The sequence below is a fragment of the Rickettsia endosymbiont of Halotydeus destructor genome, assembly GCF_049278075.1.
Taxonomy (GTDB): Bacteria; Pseudomonadota; Alphaproteobacteria; order Rickettsiales; family Rickettsiaceae; genus Rickettsia.
On the sequence record NZ_JAPNPB010000001.1, the window covers coordinates 440,861 to 457,901 of the forward strand.

Below are 17,041 nucleotides of genomic sequence, written 5' to 3' on the forward strand. Positions count from 1 at the left end.
TATAAAGAAAATATGCAGAAGTATCGACAATATTTAATTTTAAGTCTTACATTAATGTTTATTCAAGTTAACCAAGGCTTGGCATTAGATAATGCAACTAATTATTCGATAGATTATTATAATAAGGGGAATGATTTAGCTACTTTAGGAAAATACGAGTTAGCTATTGAAGCTTATGATAAAGCTATTGAACTAAATTATAATAATTTTACTATATATAATAACAAAGGAAATGCTTTAGTAGAGTTAGGAAAATATGACCTAGCTCTTGAGGCTTATGATAAAGCAATAGAGTTAAACTCTAATGACCCTAATACATATTATAATCAAGGTATTGTTTTAGAAAAATTAGGTAAATATGACCCAGCTCTTGAAGCTTATAATAAAGCAATTGACTTAAGTCCTAATGACCCTGAGATATATAATAATAAAGGTCTTCTTTTAGCCAAATCAGATAAGTATGATTTAGCTCTTGAGGCTTTTAATAAAGCGATTGAGTTAAATCCTAATAATTCTGAATTATATAATAATAAAGGTACCGCTTTATATAGTTTACATAAGCTAGATAAATATGACTTAACTCTTGAGGCTTATAATAAAGCAATTGAGTTGAACCCTAAGAATTCTGAAGCATATTATAACAAAGGCCTTATCTTAGGTAAATTAGCTAAATATAAATTGGCACTTGAAGTTTTTAATAAAGCTATTGAATTAAATCCAAATGATTCTGAATTGTATTATAATAAAGGTCTTGTTTTATACTATTTAAATAAATATGATTTAGCCATAGAATCTTATGATAAAGCCATTGAGTTAAATAGTGATCCTGCAGCATATAACAATAAAGGTACTATTTTATACAGTAAAAGAAAATATAATTTAGCTATTGAAGCTTATAATAAAGCTATTGAACTTGATCCTACTAATTCCAAGGCCCAACGTAATAAAAAACGCTTATTGAATTTTATTAAATAAAAAATACTTAGATACTTTGACCGTATTATTTTCTTAATTTACCCTGTTCTCTAATTTTCTTAATTTTAAAATAAGCGAGCCAATGATACCATTCGTCTACCGTCATTTGCTCTATTTCTGCAACTGTTTTATGTAACACTTCAGCGAGTGCAAATTTGATTTATATAAAAACTTCTGGATTATTTTCCTTTGTTCTGTAACTTACCGAAAATAGAAGAGTTGCAACAGATACTAGTTGATCACCCTCTGTATTCAAAGTTATATCGGTTGACAACAAACGGCAGTCCTTACAAAGCTTCTTTAACGTTAAACTATTTGCTACCAACTTTTCAACCTCTGCCGTTATATTATCAATCGTAACATTCACGTCCCTGGTTGCTTTGGTATAACATTCAACAACTATCTTAACGTTGCGATCCTGCGAACGAGGTGGGCTTATGGTTGAGGTAATTACCTCTTCATTAGGAGAAAATACGATAATACCGGGTAGCGACGTAAACTCCATAGTGTAAAGCCTGCTATCATAAACCTTAGTACCTACCGAAGTTTTACCCTGCAATAGTTCAACAAAAGCGTGCCTTATCTTGGTTCTTGCGTGCATAATTTAGTTTTGTCGCTCTAAAAGTAGGCTAGCCCAGCCGCTGCCGTCAGGTTTAATCTCAATAATGAGGTAATCCTTTTTTTTCACTGTTAGGAGGTCACCATATTCAACTTCCGTAATATCATCCTCGCTACACTCAAATATCGGCTTACTACTAGCAATTCCGCTCATGCCACTATCTACTTCAAAATATTCCTCGCTCATAATTCCCTGAATTAATTACATAAGGCTCTCCAAGTGCTGGCGTTAAAGTAGCATTAATTGCGAATCCTTATTCAACATCTAAAAACTCGTTAAAATCTTCTTGAAACGGCATAATTATAATTTTTACTTTAATTTTTTATAATTTAATGATATACTTACTTAAGTAACTACTTAGATGAGGTAAATATAATGACTAGGTTAAGTATAGATATTTCAGATGAATTACATAAATTTTTAAAAGTTCATACTGCTTATAAAAATGAGACAATAATGAATTATGTAAGAGAAGCTATTTATAGCAAAATAGAGCAGGAAAAAGAATTAAATGCAGATTCTATTAAAGCTTTAGAAGAATCAAAACAAGGTTCTAATATAAATGAATATTCCTCTTATCAAGAAATGTATAAAAAGCTTAATTTAATATGATTCTACAAACCTCTACCAAGCGTTTTGAAAAAGAATTATTACTTATGCATAAACGTGGTAAAGATATCAAGAAGCTAATTAAAGTTACTAACTTATTAGTAGAAAATATTAATGCTGGTATGGCTCATCATTTGTTATTACCGCCAAAATATTGCCTACATAAAATTGTAAATATGAGTAATATCTGGGATTGTCATATTGAGCCTGATTGGCTACTACTTTATTACCTAGATAGTGAAGTTTTAAGATTAGAACGTACCGGTACACATAGTGATTTATTCAAATAGAAAATTTAATTATTTCTTGCCACTGCAAAAGATTCGGGGTGTCTAATGGCGATGTCAATGTCTTGCATAAGCCTGATGCGGATCCCGCCGCTAGTGCCTAAAGCGTATGGATCCACTAACACGTCAAGTACGCCCCATTGTCCGATGATTAAATCAGCAAAATTACCGAATAATAAAGTATCAGCTGGCATTTGATTAGTTGTTCCGACTTTGTAGCCGTTTAAATAGCCAAAGCTCGCATCGTTACCTTTGCTTTCCCAGATGAATTGGGCAGTACCATCTGCTTTTTCGGTCTGCTTTAAGTGTCCCCGAAGTGCTGCATTACATAAATATCCAAGACTGCCGATATCAGCATTTTTGGCGGCTATGCTACTCTCTAAATCTACTATTTTACCAAAATCAATCTGCTCATTATCAGCAATATTAATTCTATTTATTTTGTGATTTAATATGCCCAAAGGTTCAGCGCCTTTGCCGCTTCCCATTATAGCTGCTCTATCAATCTCAAGTGCGATAGTGGTTGCTAAATCATCTCGTACTAATTGCTCAATATCAGGGCTTGCTTGTAATATCAGCTTACGGCTAAAATCGGTATAAGCTGCTATGCTTTTTGGAGATAATGTTACCTGCCCAAACGTTTGCTGCGATTTCTGCGGCGATTCTCCTTCAGCTACCCAAAAAGCTGTAGCTCCTCCCATTTGCTTTGGTATAGCAATATCACCCTGCAAGCCACTCATGACTTTAGCACCCATCTGCCGTACTAACATTTTATTGCGTAGCAGCTCTATAAAATTACCTCTTAAATAATCGGTAGGAACTAAATAACCACCAGCAGTATTAACTAATTTTTGTAAGTCTCTTTTTTCATAATTTTGCTCTAGCATCACATCCATTGGAATGAAAAAGCTGGCAGGCTCTCTTCCCATACGCTTTGCTACTTCAAATGAAGCGTCATGCTCAAGCTCTGCGCCTTTCCAATTTCCAGCAGTTGCTGCTTTCAGCTCGAACTTGTAATCTAATTCCGCTATTACCGATTACATTAGTTGAGGTACGCTTTAAAAATCTTCTGGCATAATCGTTATTAATACATAATTCTCGTGATCTATTACGCATTAACTTAAGGCTCTTGTAAATTTCGGCATCTGCGGACAAGCCGCTACTTATCCAGTCGGACGTTAGCCTATTTATGCTTGCTGCACTATATCCGCGCTTTGATTGCGTCTTTTGCTTGAACAAATTGAATATGTTAGGGAGTTTCATTGATAGGAGAGTTATTGATTTAAAGAGCAGTAAATTTTACTTTAACTAAATTGTTACCGCTAATTCCTTTGTTAAGCTGTTCTTCTTGCAAATTTCGTGCATATTCAGATTTGTAAACATCACGCCATTTTAGCAGTTCTGCAGGACTTAAGCGTGATAGACTTCTGCCACTAATTGAGTAAGAAAGCTGATCACGGCTGGCTTTACCGAGTATGGTTGCTTGTAGCGCATCAAGTACTTGTTTAACGTGACTACGACCGTCGTAAGAATCAAGCAGCGCTAGATTAGGCTTAATGGTTAACTCACCATTTTCAATAATATATTGTAGTTCTTCTTTGATAACTCTTGACTGCCACCAATAAATAGCAGGAGAAAATTTACTAGTTTCTTCAGAACTTAAACGAATAGTATAATAATTATTTTCAGCTACAGCCTTAACCTCAAACCTATTCTCAAAATTACGAAAGCAATAAATTAATTGCCAACCGTCTTTTGTAGGATAATCAGTTAACTCCTTCTGCCACTGCACAGTTTCACCGACTGTAAAGCTGTTGGGTTCAATATTTGAAATAGTCATTTTATATTTACCAGTTTTTGACAAAACTGCTAGAGACAGGTTTTCTGACAGGGATATAGTTAACTAATTCTACTTTTTCCTCTTCTTGAATTTGAGGTTTTACTGCCTGCATCTTGCTTGCCAGAACTTCTAAATTTGGATTTAATATATGCAGTGCCGCCAAAGCATAAACCCTGCAGTCTAAAGCTTCATTACGTCGGCCGCTAGGCTTTTCCCACTTGCGAACAGGAAAACCTTTATTATAACGAGTTACGCATTTCTCCGCCGTTAACTGCTTAAAATATTGCTCGTCGTATTTAGCTGGGAAATGACAATAACCAGCTCCTACTTCAGTGATCTTAAGCCTACTATAAATCATTTCTTTTGCTGTATCAGTACCGATAGAAAATAATTTAACTCGCATTTTATTAGCAATCGAAGGACGGCTTACTAATGCTTTACCGGTAATAGATGAGCCTTTAACGGCAAATACTCGGCGCATTTGTCTTTTTTTGCAGTAGCTATAAACGCTTTGCGTATGATGACCGCCTGAGTCTATGCAAACGCAGGAGATGCGAAGCTTGATGCCTATATTATTCGTAAAATTTTGCTCTAAAATATTATCTAAATCTTGCCATACTTCATTTTGAGCAGGGTCGCCGTAAATTACTTTATAACCAAGCGACCAACTCTCTTCGCCTACTGCCCAGCCGACTATTTCCAGCTCTAACCGATCATTTTGGACATCTACGCCAGCGGTAATTATGACGATTTCTTTTGGAATTAAATTGCCCCAGTTTTCTTTGCGAGCTAATAAATTCGTTTCATCAACGCTATCGCCTGCTTCTTCCCACGTTTCACCGAGTGTGGTATTTACCCAAGTTTTAAGAGTTTCAGGCATTAGCTTTGCTTTAAGGAATTCACAAGCTATTTTACTCCAACTAACCCAAGGCGAATAAAGCTCGCTCAAATGAAATCCTGCAACGTTACCGCTTATCCCTTCCGCTCGCCACTGCCCATTTTTTAGCATTAACTGCTTATCAGTATCATAAAGAATGCACCGCTGAGCTTCACAAATATAATGCGCTTCTTCAGGCTTACCTTCATCCCATTTAACTTGTGACCATTTTAAAATTTGATATTTACCGCAATGCTTACAAGGTACGTAATAGCGTCTTTGATCACTTTGTAAATATGCTTGTTCAATTCGGCTTAAATCTTTGATGGTAGGGGTAGAAGTTAGAACTATTTTACGATTCCAGAAGGTAGTGGCTCGTTTTTTGGCTAAATTAACTGGATCGCCTTCAGCCCCGGCACTTGCTGGGTATCTGTCGACTTCATCACATAAAACAATCCGAACAGGTCTGCTTGCAAGTGAAGACGGCGAATTACTACCAGCCATAGTAATATGACCGCCGGGGAATTTCTTATATAATATTTTATTGCCGGAGTCTCTACTTCTCGGGTCTTTAACCAGATTCCTGAATACCTCACTATCTCGCAGCATTGGACTTAACCGATCAGTTGACCAACTCTCCGCCAGTTTCTCGGTAGGCTGTACTACCAACATCGGTGCGGGGTCTTGGTGAATGTGATAGCCGACTATATTATTGATGATTTCCGTTTTGCCGACCTGCGCCGAGGACATTACAACGATCATCTCTATTCGTGAGTCATTCAGAGCATCCATAATAGCCCGCTGATACGGGGCTTTATTAGTGTTCCAGCTACCGGGCTCGGAACTTGCTTCACTCGATAATTTGCGATACCGATCCGCCCACTGTGATACAGTTAATTTGGGCGGTGGTTTTACTATCTTTACTGTCTTCTGAATAATCGTCTTCTGATTCACAACTATAATTACTTAACTCTAATAAAGCTGTATGTATTTCTTTCTCAAGTAAATTAGATACTGCTGCAAAATCATTATTAAGAGCTATTATTTGCCTTGCTAGATTGTTTGGAAGTCCTAGCATCCTTGCTCTAAAAGCAAGTAGCAGATTTGCCCAGCTCAATTCCACTTCCGTAACCGATAAATATTTACCCCCTAATATTGCTACCTCGAGTTCCGCCTTATCTGCTTGGGCTTTTAATAATCGAAGTTTTTGAGTATGTAAGTTACCGGTATTATTATTTTTATTTGTTACTTGTTGTTGTAAATATTTCTCATAAGCTCGGATACAACTTACTAAATCGTAATTGCTGTTAACAGGCTTGGGCAATATACCCTCCTTAACTAACTGCTGAATTCTACGAGTAGTTAAACTCAACGCTTTGGCTATGTCAGATAATTTGTAAATAGTAGAATTCATATTTAGTATATTTACTAAAAGGGAGGGGGCAAATTGTCCCTATCCTTTATATTAAACTTTAACCCATTACAAATTGTCACGACTTGGTTATTTCTAGGTTGTGACGAAATAGTAAATTGTTATATTTCGCTTTTTATTGTTATTGTACAAACTGAAACCCTTATATTTACAAGATTTCTGCTGTTTAAATTCTTAAAACGAAGCGAAATGCTAAAAAATTCCTATCGCTAGGAGAGGTGTGGGGTGGTCAGTTACCCGCGAAACGAAATCACGGGAAGTACCTTTTGAGTATATTAGACTCTTAAGTTTAAGTTGACTTAATATTTAATGTTAGTATATCTTTAATGTTTTAATTAGTTTAAATTATTATGCTACCTACAAGCGAAGATAAACCGCTACGATGTCAAGTCAAAATTATAGCCTACTCTACGTCTCTAATCCCTGAACATATCAAAAAAAATTTACATGAAATAATTTTAGAACCACAGGTTAAGGCAATTATTGGAGAAGAGTCTATCGAATTAAGTAATAATACGTTTGATAGAATACATACCTATGCCGTTGTTAATAACGAGTATAATCTTATAGGAGATGTGCCGTATTCATAATAATATTTTATTATTTAGCTGTATTAAGTGCATAGTTAAAGCTTTCTGTAAACACACGATCCCAATGTTTGTTGAACGTTGTTACCGCCATATCTTTAAAACCAAAGCGTGCCTTTATGTTGGCTTTAGGTGTGAGGCTGTACAACCTCTGCAACCTACTACCTGGCAGGCGCTTGTATATGGAGTTACCTAACTTAAATACATTTTTGTTACCTTCTTCCTTTCTTAAAGCATTCGATGCTCGTGCCTTGCGTGGTACGTTAGCGGTTGGAACGGCTATTAACTTACCTGAATAAGGTCTTTTTATGCCGCCTTCCTCTTGAATGTTTGCAAAGTGAGCTTTAGTATAAACAGCTGAGCTTCGTACATATTTGGTTGCAAACTGGACCTTAATACCTGTTCTTTGTCTTCTATCCCACCAGTTCCTACTGTTATTGAAGATACGAGGGATAGCTTTGCAAATTCTATCTTGAGATAGTAGTGCTATTTTATTCAAAGCAAGTGTAGTCCCAAATGGTAACTGCTTTTTCTCCAATATATCCATATAACGTTCTATATATTTGATGTTACTATTAACGTTGATAACAAAGCTCATCGTTTTAATTTATTCCAACCGGTTTATATTTTGGATTATGCAGTAATGCAGCTATACCTATTATTACCCCATCATTCCCAAAGTTATCAGTTACCGTTATTACCGATCTAACATAATTTTTAGCTCCAATATAGCCCATCATAAATCTTGTATTAATATCGGGTGCTGCTTTTAGCTCAATAATATTGCCGTGATTCTGTTCGTTACTTACTATTTCGTCATCGGTACAATCTACAAAATTAGCATTTTGATCGTCTGAGTGTTGCAGTTTAATTTGTATATACCGATTATTATTTAACTGACCCAATGAAGCTCCGACTAACACCAAAAAAGTTAAGCTATCGAATCCAGCTGTTTTTACTGCTTCGATATTATCTTTGTTTGCGTTGATTGCTACCGGCGGTAATAATTGCTCTAAATCACTATTGCTAATTTCTTCTCTAATTATTGCCATATCCCCCTTTGTCTTGCTCTACTAATTTCATTCTTACATACCATTATACTACTCGGATTCCCTGATAGCAATAGGGTTTTAGAAGTATTATTTTTAAAATAATTTAGCTTTATCTACATCCTTATTATATTAATTAATTCTTCTTGAAATTATTATTTTAAAACTAAATCGCTATGGCTTTTTTAGGTAATTTTTGGTAAATTTCAACTAAATCATCGAGTGCTTCACGTAGCCGTACGCTGCCAGCTCCTTTAATCCATTGGGGTATTTGCTTCAATTCAAATTGCCGTATTGGCAGCTCCTGCAAACAAAAATGCTCTATGATTTCCTGCGATTTCTTATTTAGTTTGGTAAATATCAGCTTGTGGTTATGCAGTGCATCAATTTGGTTCTCAAGTCTAGCCGTGTTATAGCTGCTTTTAATCTTGCTTAGTGCTTCAATCTTAATAAAACTCCCTCCTGATCGTAAACTTAAAGCTCGTTCGTAATTACTCACTAACCGATCAGCTGCCCTAAATTGCTCGTAACTTATACCACGACATTTGCCGGGCGTAACTCCATTCTTTAAGTCTTCAGCGCGGCAACGGTAAAACTTAGCAATGGGTCTTTTGTCGTGTTTTGATATTTCTACTGTTTTTAATACTTTCATTTTTTTCTCAATATTTTTTTAACTTAAACTTTTTACTTTTTACCCGCACCGATTATCCCGTTAAATAAAATTGGGCTTACTAAAAGTAGCTCTTTATTTATAAAGGGGGTAAAATGCAACAATCAACAAAACCTCTGTAGCTTGTATTAGGAATAGGCTTGTAGCACATTCTATAATTGCACTCTTGATTGCAGAACAAATGCAATTATAAAAGCCCGTGGAACACCCATAAGTAATAGGCTTACAAGCTATTTCATGATTGCATTCTTGATTGCAGCAAATACAATCATCGCTGCAATCATTCTATTACCCATAACTGATTATTAGGCATTTTTTCTTTACGTTCGTCTCCTTCATTTTTAAAATGAGTAGGTAGTATTTTTATGTAATCTGATTGAAAAAGAAAAAATAGAATTACATTTTTATACGGAAAATTGTATTATTCATAGATATTCTACTTCCCAAGAGCGGATGATGTGGAATTTATTTGTTATGCTTGCTCAAAACTACGTTGACAGTCTTAAGGATAATATAAACCGAGCTATTGCACAAAAATTACGTGAGGAAGGCTGGGTAAGTACTGCTCCTATAGGCTATTTACATGCTAAGGATGATATCTCGGGAAGAGGGAAAAGTACCATTGTTGTTGATGAAACTAGAGCACCACTAGTAAAGAAGATATTTGAGTTTTACGCTACCGGTAATTATAGCCTTATACAAATCCTTAAGAAAACCAAAGAATGGGGTTTAACTAATTCAAGAGGTAATCAAGGACATTTGTGTAAATCACATATTTATAAAATAATATAGAATCCTTTTTATTACGGAGTAATGAGATTGCTAAAAACGGGCAAAGAATACCCGCATAAATACCCTACTATTATTGATAAAAGCTTATTTGATGCTTGCCAAAAAGTACGGCTTAATTGGGGCAGAAAGTCGCAAGGTAAATATAGAGAAAAGGAATTTATATTTAGAGGATTAATTAGGTGTGCTAATAGTGATCGTATAGTAACTCCCGACCTTAAAAAGAAAACTTACACTAATGGCAAAGTAGGGCAGTGGATTTATTTAAGAATGTGGAAAGCAGAGGATCATACAAAAGCTATATATATACCTGAAAAAATACCGTTGCAAGAAGTCGAGAATGTATTTAAATCGATGAAACTAACTCCTGAATTTCGGCAGGAAGTAATTACCTATATAAAAATTCTGCAAATGCTGAGAAAGATTACCATAAAAGGCGATTAACCGAGCTTTATACCGAAAATACTAAAATTAAAACTCGTATGGATAGATTAATGGATTATTTCCTTGATGGCGAATTAAGTAAAGAATAACACGAAGCAAAACGATTAGAATTGAAACAAAAACGAGAAGATAACATAAAAGAAATCGAAGCACATAATAAAGCGGATGATAGCTTTGCAAAAATGCTAATTTCCTTAGTGGGATTGGCTTCTAACGCCTATCAGACCTTTATAGGTTCGACTATTGCAGAAAAAAGGGGTTTAATAAATTTAGTGTTTGCTAACCTAACGTTAAAACCTGAAAAGCTTGAGTTTATGCTGCGTCCGCCGTTTGATAGCTTCATAAAAACACGTGAAATCTGCGAGTGGCGCACCCGAGAGGAGTCGAACCCCTAACCTCATGATCCGTAGTCATGTACTCTATCCAATTGAGCTACGGGTGCTAGTGAAAAATGTTTTTAAAATTAAACATAATAGAAGAAAATTTCCTCTATAAGCAAATCAAATCACAATATTACTGATACTTTGCAGCATATCTAAAAGCTCATGTCTTGTCAAGGAAACATACTTTTAAAAAACTACAATTAATAGTTGCAAATTTAAAATAAATAAAATATATTAGCTCGCATAAAATTAACAAGAGAAAAAGATGACTAAAATTTTTAAATTTATAATAATGGGTTTATTTTTTATAAGTAACCTAAGCTATGCAGAGAATATATCGGAGGCAGCTAAAAAAAATCTGCAAATTATTAATTCCTTAAAAGTTGAAGAAAAATGGCAAAAAGGAGAAATCATTAATTGTAAAACTGGTGAAATTATAGAGCAGTATACAGGTGAGCATAAAAAAACCGGCAGTCGGCTTACACATGACGGTTGTTTTGTTTACGCTGTTTTATCTTCTCTTAATATTTCTAAAAATTCCTTACCGCCTCATCCTGAATTAGATACGGGTTTTATTCCATTACTAGCAAATAAACAAGCTGACTGGTATGAGACGGAAGGAAATAAATGCGGATGGAGTTATATTAAAAATAAGGATAGAGAGGATAATTTTATCCAGGCACAAAAACTAGCTAATCAAGGATATCTGGTTGTAGCAACATATAAAAATATCAATCCTAAAAGAGCCGGTCATACTGCTATCGTTATTCCAAGTGACAAAGATATAGAAAAAATTAAGAAAGATGGACCGGATATTGCTCAGGCCGGTACATATAATTCCTCATGCAGTTCCCTGAAAAAAGGTTTTAGAAATAAAAAAGATGTGTTCAAAAATAATGAAATTAAATTTTATTATTATAAAAATTAATAGCTAATAAATACGCATATTATAAGCTAAAAAGGGGGATACTAAACGATAAGGCGAATATTTTAAATTTATAAAAATGAATAGATAAAATTTGTCAGCTGCAATGTAGGGTAGTGAGGGGAATATAATACCAATAGCGGGCATTGCTAACTAACGAGAGATTAGCTAAGAATTTAACGTCATTGCGAGGAAAATTACGAAGTAATGGACGAAGCAATCTAGTAAAAAAACGCTAAAATTAACACTTTTTTATTATTTTTATGGATTGCCGCAGCCACTTCGTGGCTTCGCAATGACAGTATCTCTCGTTAGTTAGCAATGCCCGATAGCGTTGCTGAATAGCTTAAATTGTGTAGACCTAAAATATTAAAAGTTGTCCTCTTAGGTTATTTAATATATTATTTTAATGAAAAATTTTATAAGAAAATACTGTGAAAAAACATTGGCAATATTTATTTTTTATTTTTCTGTTAATTACAGGACAAAACTATAAAGCTTGGTCATTAGATGAAAAACCTCCTTCTTATGTTGATTACTATAACAAAGGCGCCGATTTATATAAGCTAGGTAAATACGATTTAGCCCTTAAGGCTTTTAATAAAGCTATTGAGTTAAACTCTAATTATTTTGAAGCATACAATAATAGAGGAATAGTTTTTAGAAAATTAGGTAAATATGATTTAGCTCTTGAGACTTATAATAAAGCTATTGAGTTAAATCCTAATTTTACAGAAGCATATAACAATAAAGGCTTTACATTATATAAGTTAGGTAAATATGATTTAGCTCTTGAGGCTTATAATAAGGCTATTAAATTGAATTCTAGTTATTTTGAAGCTTATAACAATAAAGGAGTAGTGTTAAACGAGTTAGGTAAATATGATTTAGCCCTTAAGGATTATAATAAAGCTATTAAGTTAAATCCTAATTGTACGGAAGCATATAACAATAAAGGGAATGTTTTAAGTAATTTAGGTAAATACAATTTAGCCCTCAAGGCTTATAATAAGTCTATCGAGTTAAATCCTTTTTATTTTGAAGCTCTATATAATAAGCAACTATTATTAGAAAAAATGAAAGGTCATAGCCATTAGTTATAGTTATTGATTATTAAAGCTTTATTGCAAAGAAAGTATTATTGCGTGGATTATAATTATTACAAGTAATAGTGTCATGCCGAGGTCTCACCACGGCATCCAGTCTTTCATTAAGATATTTTTTCTGGATATTGTGGGTTAAGCCACCATATGACACCGCACGCTTTGTGCAAAAATTCGAGCCACGCAACAATGCCTCGCAGAAATGATAAGGTTTAATTATCACAACAAACTTTTGATCTGTTCTTGCTGTAACTTTTCCTCTTCCTCTAACTTATTTAAAAATTTCTTATAAAAATTATCCGTAACATAGGTAAGTTCCATATCAAAGCCGAGTTCAGGAGCTTCAAGTATAATTGAACAATCCTCATCTGTAAAAGCGGCGCTTTTATTTCCTCCCATTTTTATATCTTTTTTTATTAACACATATTTATTTGTTAAAGCGGTGTAAAATTCTTCAAATCGGTTTTTATCGATTGTTAAAATTACGGCTTCTACGATGTTGAAATCATTACATATTACCAACGCCTGTGATATTTTTTCTAAATTAATGTCTTTAATATCTATAAAATAATTATATCCTTGCCAATAATTGGATTCTTTCTTAATAACTTTGTATTTTTTTATTATGTCACTTACTGTTGCTTTATTTAACTCAAGACCTATAGGAACAGGCATTGCATAAGAATTCATACAAAAAAATATGACAAGTATAAAAAACAAAATATTTAAGGGCATGAGAAGGATGTATTTATTTTATACCCCTTAAATAACATACATGTTATAAATTTTCAACTGAAAATTGCACAGTAATTTTTATTATTAATCAAAAAATGAAATTAATATATATTATTATAGTTAGTATAGAAATTATTTGCTATTTTTATTAAGGTCCAGTAGGTTCTCTAATGGTTTGTGATAGTTATTTTTGGATTTTTCCATGTTGATATTTAGTATAGTTTTCTTTAAAACTGTTTCTGTATTACTAAGCGTTGTAATAGGTTTTTTGGCAGGTAAATACTCAAATGTCGAAAAAGATAGTATTTCTTCCTTATTATTTTATTTTATCTCGCCTATAGTATTTTTTACTATTCCTGCTAGTACTACCCTTACACTTTCTGCCTTAAGTGTTACAGTCGTAACGTTTATCATTGCTACTTTACTCTCATTATTTTCTTATTATTTCTTTGGTAAATTCTGGCAAGATCATACCCGTAATATTATAGCATTATCAGCAGGCACAGCAAATGGCGGCTATTTTATGTTGCCTATAGCTGCCGCTCTCTTTGATGACTATACTTTAGGTATTTATATGATGGCGGTGATAGGCGTAAATATTTATGAGTCTTCAGTAGGGTTTTATATTTGCATGCGAAGTTTTGCTAATACTACGGATAGTATTTTAAAAGTAATCAAGCTGCCTATTTTAAATGCTTTTTTATTAGGCTGTTTATTTAGTTTTTGCGGTCTTACCTTACCAGATTTTTTAGATGACTTTTTGTATAATATGAGAGGAGCTTTTTCTATACTCGGTATGGTCATGGTCGGTCTTGCCCTTTCAAGTCTTCAAAAATTTGAGGTAGATATAAAATTTACTCTGGCTACTTTTACGGCAAAATTTTTGTTTTATCCCATTGGAGTAGGTATTTTTATTTTATTTGATCATTTTGTTACCAAATGGTATAATAATGATCATTATAATGCTTTAAAGCTGCTTTCTACGGCACCGCTTGCTGCGAATACCATAGTTATAGCTAATTTGCAAAAATTTTATCCCGAGAAGGTTGCCGCTACAGTTTTTTTATCTCTGCTTTTTGTAGTAATATATATGCCGACTATGGTAAGTATATTTTTAAATAATTTAAATTAACCCTTTAAACTATAAGAATATCGGTAGCACGAATGCAAATAAATTCAATTAAAATCAACTCTTATATTAATTGGTTCTCTGCTCAATATGTCCCCTCTCATAAAATTTCCTATCTAGAATTTGGTAATCCTGAAAACCCTAACGTAATAGTATGCGCGCATGGTTTAACCAGAAATGCTCACGATTTCGATAAAATAGCCGAGGGGTTAAGTAGTAAATTTAGAGTAATCGCTTTAAGTTATCCGGGGCGCGGCGATAGCGAAAATTTTGAAATAAATAAGCATTATAACTATCATGTCTATGTTAAAGATACTTTGATTTTTTTAAAAAAATTAAATATTAAAAAACCAATTTGGCTTGGTAGCTCTATGGGCGGCATAATTGGCATGATACTTGCAAGTCGATATAAAGATTTCTTTAAGGCGATGATATTAAACGATATTGGTCCGTTTATCTCTTCTGCTCCTCTAGTTAAAATCGGCAGGTATGCTAAAAAAACCGTTATTTTTGATGATTTAGATAGTGCAAAACAATATTTAAAACTTATTTACTCTCAATTCGGTATTAGTGACGAAGAAGATTGGGACTATTTAACTAAATATAGCTTTATTCCTACTCTTGGAGGGAAATATAAAATGAATTATGACCCCGGCATAGTTCACGGCATGTCAATTGACAATACTACGCCAAAAGATGTAAATATGTGGACGATATGGAAACGAATGGTATGTAAATTATTAGTGATTCACGGGGTAAAATCTGATATTTTAACAGAATCCACTATTGAAGAAATGCAAAAAACGAAAGACTTTGACCTTTATGAAGTAAGCTATGCCGGTCACGCTCCTTCATTAATGAATCCTGATCAAATTAATTATATAAAATCGTGGTTGGAAAAAATTTAATAGGTAATGTAACGCCATATAACCATTTTCGCGCGAAGATTAAAACGCTCTTGATGTCATTCCCGCGAAAGCGGGAATCCAGTCTTTTCTTTGTCATGCTGAACTTGTTTCAGCATCTTTTTTAGTAGATCCTGAAATAAATTCAGGATGACTATAATTTTCCTGGCTTCCCGCTTTCGCGGGAATGACATAGTAGCGACAAGACTAAACCCTATATAATACATATAGCCACATTAATAAAACAATAAAATACATATTATGAAAATTACAACAAAAGTGTTAATAATAGGTTCAGGTCCTGCAGGGCTTAGCGCAGCAATTTATACGGCAAGAGCAGCCTTAAAACCAATACTAATTCACGGCAATCAACCAGGAGGGCAGCTTACTATTACTACTGATGTTGAAAATTATCCGGGCTTTGCGGCAAGCGTGCAAGGACCATGGCTTATGGAGCAAATGACTTTACAGGCAAAGAATGTCGGTACTGAGATTATAAGTGATTATGTAGAAAAAGTTGATTTATCAAAAAAACCTTTTTTAGTTTTTACTGGTTCCGGCGTGGAATACGAAGCAGAAAGTATAATTATTTGTACTGGTGCGGAAGCAAGGTGGCTTAATATTCCTTCAGAGAAAAAATTCCAAGGATTTGGGGTATCGGCTTGCGCTACCTGTGATGGGTTTTTCTTTAAAAAACAGGAAATAATAGTAGTGGGCGGAGGTAATAGCGCTGTTGAAGAAGCATTATATCTAACTAACCATGCAAGTAAAGTTACGATAATACATCGCCGCGATGGCTTTAGAGCCGAAAAAATATTACAAGAGAGATTGTTTAAAAATCCAAAAATATCGGTAATTTGGGATCATGTTGTCCATGAAATAACCGGCAGTGAAAACCCGGCTTCAGTCACCGGCGTAAAAATTCAAAATGTTCATAATAAAGAAGTAAGTTTAATTAATTGCAGTGGAGTATTTATAGCTATCGGTCATCAACCTAATACCGGTTTATTTAAAGGACAAATTGAAATGGATAGTGAAGGATATATCATCACCAAACCGAATTCGACTAGGACTAGTGTAGAAGGAGTATTTGCTGCTGGCGACGTACAGGATAAAATTTTCCGGCAAGCTGTCACCGCCGCAGGCACCGGTTGTATGGCAGCCCTTGAAGCAGAGAAATTTTTAAATAGATGATATTATAACTTTAAGTTGTGTGGATACCTACCCTGTCATTGCGAGCGACTGAAAAGGAGCGTGGCAATCTAATCATAAGATTGCCACGTCGCCTAGCGGCTCCTCGCAATGACGGAGAAGTTGGATGGCCACGGGGCGCCAAGAGCACCTCGCCATGACGTTTGAGCGAACAGTATTATAATTTCCCCTGGTTACTTATCAATGCTATTACTTGCGGAACTATTTCCCAAATTTGCTTCTTTAAGGTCAGTAAAACTTTTTTTGGCAGATACCGACTTGTCTACAGCTTTTTGTATTTGTAAATTTTTTTGCTGTATCTCTTGAGTGGTTTCTTTCAATAAATCGTGAAGCTCTAGAGGGTTATTAACAGCAGGGACTTTTACTGCCTGCTGCGTTGACTGATTTTTACTTAAATTTCCTTTTATTTGATCTTTTTGCATATTTAAATACTCCTATATTTCACGGTTTTTAAATATTATAGTATTGTTA

The 17,041-nt window shown here is 34.2% G+C and carries 24 protein-coding genes and 1 tRNA gene; 12 read left to right on the top strand and 13 right to left on the bottom strand.

The annotated features are described in order from the left end of the window. The first annotated feature begins 12 nt into the window (after positions 1 to 12). Entirely contained in the window at positions 13 to 975 is a 963-nt protein-coding gene (locus OTR29_RS02090; protein ID WP_422229000.1) for a tetratricopeptide repeat protein, read from the top strand. 160 nt (positions 976 to 1,135) lie between these two features. On the opposite strand, the gene OTR29_RS02095 is transcribed toward OTR29_RS02090, so the two are convergent. Both OTR29_RS02095 and OTR29_RS02100 read right to left on the bottom strand, forming a co-directional pair. Further along, positions 1,136 to 1,576, bottom strand: a complete 441-nt coding sequence (locus OTR29_RS02095) for a hypothetical protein (protein ID WP_422229001.1) — start codon at positions 1,574 to 1,576, stop codon at positions 1,136 to 1,138. A 3-nt stretch (positions 1,577 to 1,579) separates the two neighbouring features. Then, on the bottom strand, positions 1,580 to 1,780 hold the full coding sequence (locus OTR29_RS02100) for a head-tail joining protein (protein ID WP_422229002.1): 201 nt from the start codon (positions 1,778 to 1,780) through the stop codon (positions 1,580 to 1,582). A 189-nt stretch (positions 1,781 to 1,969) separates the two neighbouring features. Between OTR29_RS02100 and OTR29_RS02105 the strand changes: the two genes are divergently transcribed. After that, entirely contained in the window at positions 1,970 to 2,206 is a 237-nt protein-coding gene (locus OTR29_RS02105) for a hypothetical protein (protein ID WP_422229003.1), read from the top strand. Next, on the top strand, positions 2,203 to 2,493 hold the full coding sequence (locus OTR29_RS02110) for a type II toxin-antitoxin system RelE/ParE family toxin (protein ID WP_422229004.1): 291 nt from the start codon (positions 2,203 to 2,205) through the stop codon (positions 2,491 to 2,493). Before OTR29_RS02105 ends, OTR29_RS02110 begins: the two co-directional genes overlap by 4 nt. Positions 2,494 to 2,498: 5 nt before the next feature. Here OTR29_RS02110 and OTR29_RS02115 read toward each other — a convergent pair whose 3' ends face one another. From OTR29_RS02115 to OTR29_RS02135, 5 genes are read right to left on the bottom strand one after another with little or no spacing between them, the layout of a single operon-like run. Then, positions 2,499 to 3,419: a phage major capsid protein gene (locus OTR29_RS02115; protein WP_422229005.1), complete on the bottom strand. Its 921-nt coding sequence runs from the start codon at positions 3,417 to 3,419 to the stop codon at positions 2,499 to 2,501. Between the two features lie 31 nt (positions 3,420 to 3,450). Next, complete coding sequence (locus tag OTR29_RS02120) at positions 3,451 to 3,753, bottom strand: phage portal protein (protein ID WP_422229006.1); 303 nt, start codon at positions 3,751 to 3,753, stop codon at positions 3,451 to 3,453. A gap of 19 nt (positions 3,754 to 3,772) precedes the next feature. After that, complete coding sequence (locus OTR29_RS02125; RefSeq protein ID WP_422229007.1) at positions 3,773 to 4,330, bottom strand: hypothetical protein; 558 nt, start codon at positions 4,328 to 4,330, stop codon at positions 3,773 to 3,775. A 7-nt stretch (positions 4,331 to 4,337) separates the two neighbouring features. Continuing rightward, the gene (locus tag OTR29_RS02130; RefSeq protein WP_422229008.1) at positions 4,338 to 6,161 is read right to left on the bottom strand and encodes a phage terminase large subunit family protein; all 1,824 of its coding nucleotides are present in this window, start codon (positions 6,159 to 6,161) and stop codon (positions 4,338 to 4,340) included. Then, the gene (locus OTR29_RS02135) at positions 6,058 to 6,621 is read right to left on the bottom strand and encodes a hypothetical protein (RefSeq protein WP_422229009.1); all 564 of its coding nucleotides are present in this window, start codon (positions 6,619 to 6,621) and stop codon (positions 6,058 to 6,060) included. Before OTR29_RS02135 ends, OTR29_RS02130 begins: the two co-directional genes overlap by 104 nt. A gap of 368 nt (positions 6,622 to 6,989) precedes the next feature. Here OTR29_RS02135 and OTR29_RS02140 point away from each other — a divergent pair, with 368 nt between their 5' ends. Further along, positions 6,990 to 7,229: a hypothetical protein gene (locus tag OTR29_RS02140; RefSeq protein ID WP_422229010.1), complete on the top strand. Its 240-nt coding sequence runs from the start codon at positions 6,990 to 6,992 to the stop codon at positions 7,227 to 7,229. 10 nt (positions 7,230 to 7,239) lie between these two features. Here OTR29_RS02140 and OTR29_RS02145 read toward each other — a convergent pair whose 3' ends face one another. The 3 genes from OTR29_RS02145 to OTR29_RS02155 form a co-directional block, all read right to left on the bottom strand. Next, a complete protein-coding gene (locus tag OTR29_RS02145) occupies positions 7,240 to 7,824 on the bottom strand; it encodes a hypothetical protein (RefSeq protein ID WP_422229011.1) in 585 nt (194 codons plus the stop codon). 4 nt (positions 7,825 to 7,828) lie between these two features. Beyond that, the gene (locus OTR29_RS02150) at positions 7,829 to 8,278 is read right to left on the bottom strand and encodes a hypothetical protein (protein ID WP_422229012.1); all 450 of its coding nucleotides are present in this window, start codon (positions 8,276 to 8,278) and stop codon (positions 7,829 to 7,831) included. Positions 8,279 to 8,441: 163 nt separating this feature from the next. Then, on the bottom strand, positions 8,442 to 8,927 hold the full coding sequence (locus tag OTR29_RS02155; protein WP_422229013.1) for a hypothetical protein: 486 nt from the start codon (positions 8,925 to 8,927) through the stop codon (positions 8,442 to 8,444). Between the two features lie 471 nt (positions 8,928 to 9,398). Between OTR29_RS02155 and OTR29_RS02160 the strand changes: the two genes are divergently transcribed. The 3 genes from OTR29_RS02160 (at position 9,399) to OTR29_RS02170 (ending at position 10,573) form a co-directional block, all read left to right on the top strand. Next, complete coding sequence (locus OTR29_RS02160; RefSeq protein ID WP_422229014.1) at positions 9,399 to 9,737, top strand: serine integrase family protein; 339 nt, start codon at positions 9,399 to 9,401, stop codon at positions 9,735 to 9,737. 21 nt (positions 9,738 to 9,758) lie between these two features. Further along, positions 9,759 to 10,178 (top strand): hypothetical protein, encoded by a 420-nt coding sequence (locus tag OTR29_RS02165; RefSeq protein WP_422229015.1) that lies wholly within the window; start codon positions 9,759 to 9,761, stop codon positions 10,176 to 10,178. A 110-nt stretch (positions 10,179 to 10,288) separates the two neighbouring features. Continuing rightward, positions 10,289 to 10,573: a recombinase RecB gene (locus OTR29_RS02170; RefSeq protein ID WP_422229016.1), complete on the top strand. Its 285-nt coding sequence runs from the start codon at positions 10,289 to 10,291 to the stop codon at positions 10,571 to 10,573. On the opposite strand, the gene OTR29_RS02175 is transcribed toward OTR29_RS02170, so the two are convergent. Then, positions 10,544 to 10,620 (bottom strand) — tRNA-Arg (locus tag OTR29_RS02175). The two genes, OTR29_RS02170 and OTR29_RS02175, sit on opposite strands and share 30 nt — an antisense overlap. Positions 10,621 to 10,826: 206 nt before the next feature. Between OTR29_RS02175 and OTR29_RS02180 the strand changes: the two genes are divergently transcribed. Then, complete coding sequence (locus OTR29_RS02180; RefSeq protein ID WP_422229017.1) at positions 10,827 to 11,489, top strand: hypothetical protein; 663 nt, start codon at positions 10,827 to 10,829, stop codon at positions 11,487 to 11,489. A gap of 431 nt (positions 11,490 to 11,920) precedes the next feature. Then, complete coding sequence (locus OTR29_RS02185; protein WP_422229018.1) at positions 11,921 to 12,583, top strand: tetratricopeptide repeat protein; 663 nt, start codon at positions 11,921 to 11,923, stop codon at positions 12,581 to 12,583. 225 nt (positions 12,584 to 12,808) lie between these two features. On the opposite strand, the gene OTR29_RS02190 is transcribed toward OTR29_RS02185, so the two are convergent. Beyond that, on the bottom strand, positions 12,809 to 13,279 hold the full coding sequence (locus tag OTR29_RS02190; RefSeq protein ID WP_422229019.1) for a hypothetical protein: 471 nt from the start codon (positions 13,277 to 13,279) through the stop codon (positions 12,809 to 12,811). A gap of 247 nt (positions 13,280 to 13,526) precedes the next feature. Between OTR29_RS02190 and OTR29_RS02195 the strand changes: the two genes are divergently transcribed. The 3 genes from OTR29_RS02195 (at position 13,527) to trxB (ending at position 16,552) form a co-directional block, all read left to right on the top strand. After that, positions 13,527 to 14,456 carry an AEC family transporter gene (locus tag OTR29_RS02195; protein ID WP_422229020.1) on the top strand — a complete coding sequence of 310 codons (930 nt, stop codon included), beginning with the start codon at positions 13,527 to 13,529 and terminating at the stop codon, positions 14,454 to 14,456. 32 nt (positions 14,457 to 14,488) lie between these two features. Beyond that, positions 14,489 to 15,361 carry an alpha/beta fold hydrolase gene (locus OTR29_RS02200; RefSeq protein ID WP_422229021.1) on the top strand — a complete coding sequence of 291 codons (873 nt, stop codon included), beginning with the start codon at positions 14,489 to 14,491 and terminating at the stop codon, positions 15,359 to 15,361. Between the two features lie 258 nt (positions 15,362 to 15,619). Then, complete coding sequence (trxB, locus tag OTR29_RS02205; RefSeq protein ID WP_422229022.1) at positions 15,620 to 16,552, top strand: thioredoxin-disulfide reductase; 933 nt, start codon at positions 15,620 to 15,622, stop codon at positions 16,550 to 16,552. A 191-nt stretch (positions 16,553 to 16,743) separates the two neighbouring features. Here trxB and OTR29_RS02210 read toward each other — a convergent pair whose 3' ends face one another. Then, the gene (locus tag OTR29_RS02210; RefSeq protein ID WP_422229023.1) at positions 16,744 to 16,992 is read right to left on the bottom strand and encodes a hypothetical protein; all 249 of its coding nucleotides are present in this window, start codon (positions 16,990 to 16,992) and stop codon (positions 16,744 to 16,746) included. Between the last annotated feature and the right edge of the window lie 49 nt (positions 16,993 to 17,041).

What these genes read in the sequence shown, in the direction of transcription:
- OTR29_RS02100 (WP_422229002.1), bottom strand. Translation starts at nt 1,780, where the DNA reads ATGAGCGAGGAATATTTTGAAGTAGATAGTGGCATGAGCGGAATTGCT.
- OTR29_RS02120 (WP_422229006.1), bottom strand. Translation starts at nt 3,753, where the DNA reads ATGAAACTCCCTAACATATTCAATTTGTTCAAGCAAAAGACGCAATCA.
- OTR29_RS02095 (WP_422229001.1), bottom strand. Translation starts at nt 1,576, where the DNA reads ATGCACGCAAGAACCAAGATAAGGCACGCTTTTGTTGAACTATTGCAG.
- OTR29_RS02165 (WP_422229015.1), top strand. Translation starts at nt 9,759, where the DNA reads ATGAGATTGCTAAAAACGGGCAAAGAATACCCGCATAAATACCCTACT.
- OTR29_RS02210 (WP_422229023.1), bottom strand. Translation starts at nt 16,992, where the DNA reads ATGCAAAAAGATCAAATAAAAGGAAATTTAAGTAAAAATCAGTCAACG.
- OTR29_RS02190 (WP_422229019.1), bottom strand. Translation starts at nt 13,279, where the DNA reads ATGAATTCTTATGCAATGCCTGTTCCTATAGGTCTTGAGTTAAATAAA.
- trxB (WP_422229022.1), top strand. Translation starts at nt 15,620, where the DNA reads ATGAAAATTACAACAAAAGTGTTAATAATAGGTTCAGGTCCTGCAGGG.
- OTR29_RS02145 (WP_422229011.1), bottom strand. Translation starts at nt 7,824, where the DNA reads ATGAGCTTTGTTATCAACGTTAATAGTAACATCAAATATATAGAACGT.
- OTR29_RS02090 (WP_422229000.1), top strand. Translation starts at nt 13, where the DNA reads ATGCAGAAGTATCGACAATATTTAATTTTAAGTCTTACATTAATGTTT.
- OTR29_RS02140 (WP_422229010.1), top strand. Translation starts at nt 6,990, where the DNA reads ATGCTACCTACAAGCGAAGATAAACCGCTACGATGTCAAGTCAAAATT.
- OTR29_RS02160 (WP_422229014.1), top strand. Translation starts at nt 9,399, where the DNA reads ATGATGTGGAATTTATTTGTTATGCTTGCTCAAAACTACGTTGACAGT.
- OTR29_RS02135 (WP_422229009.1), bottom strand. Translation starts at nt 6,621, where the DNA reads ATGAATTCTACTATTTACAAATTATCTGACATAGCCAAAGCGTTGAGT.
- OTR29_RS02110 (WP_422229004.1), top strand. Translation starts at nt 2,203, where the DNA reads ATGATTCTACAAACCTCTACCAAGCGTTTTGAAAAAGAATTATTACTT.
- OTR29_RS02155 (WP_422229013.1), bottom strand. Translation starts at nt 8,927, where the DNA reads ATGAAAGTATTAAAAACAGTAGAAATATCAAAACACGACAAAAGACCC.
- OTR29_RS02105 (WP_422229003.1), top strand. Translation starts at nt 1,970, where the DNA reads ATGACTAGGTTAAGTATAGATATTTCAGATGAATTACATAAATTTTTA.
- OTR29_RS02180 (WP_422229017.1), top strand. Translation starts at nt 10,827, where the DNA reads ATGACTAAAATTTTTAAATTTATAATAATGGGTTTATTTTTTATAAGT.
- OTR29_RS02150 (WP_422229012.1), bottom strand. Translation starts at nt 8,278, where the DNA reads ATGGCAATAATTAGAGAAGAAATTAGCAATAGTGATTTAGAGCAATTA.
- OTR29_RS02125 (WP_422229007.1), bottom strand. Translation starts at nt 4,330, where the DNA reads ATGACTATTTCAAATATTGAACCCAACAGCTTTACAGTCGGTGAAACT.
- OTR29_RS02195 (WP_422229020.1), top strand. Translation starts at nt 13,527, where the DNA reads ATGTTGATATTTAGTATAGTTTTCTTTAAAACTGTTTCTGTATTACTA.
- OTR29_RS02200 (WP_422229021.1), top strand. Translation starts at nt 14,489, where the DNA reads ATGCAAATAAATTCAATTAAAATCAACTCTTATATTAATTGGTTCTCT.
- OTR29_RS02115 (WP_422229005.1), bottom strand. Translation starts at nt 3,419, where the DNA reads ATGGGAAGAGAGCCTGCCAGCTTTTTCATTCCAATGGATGTGATGCTA.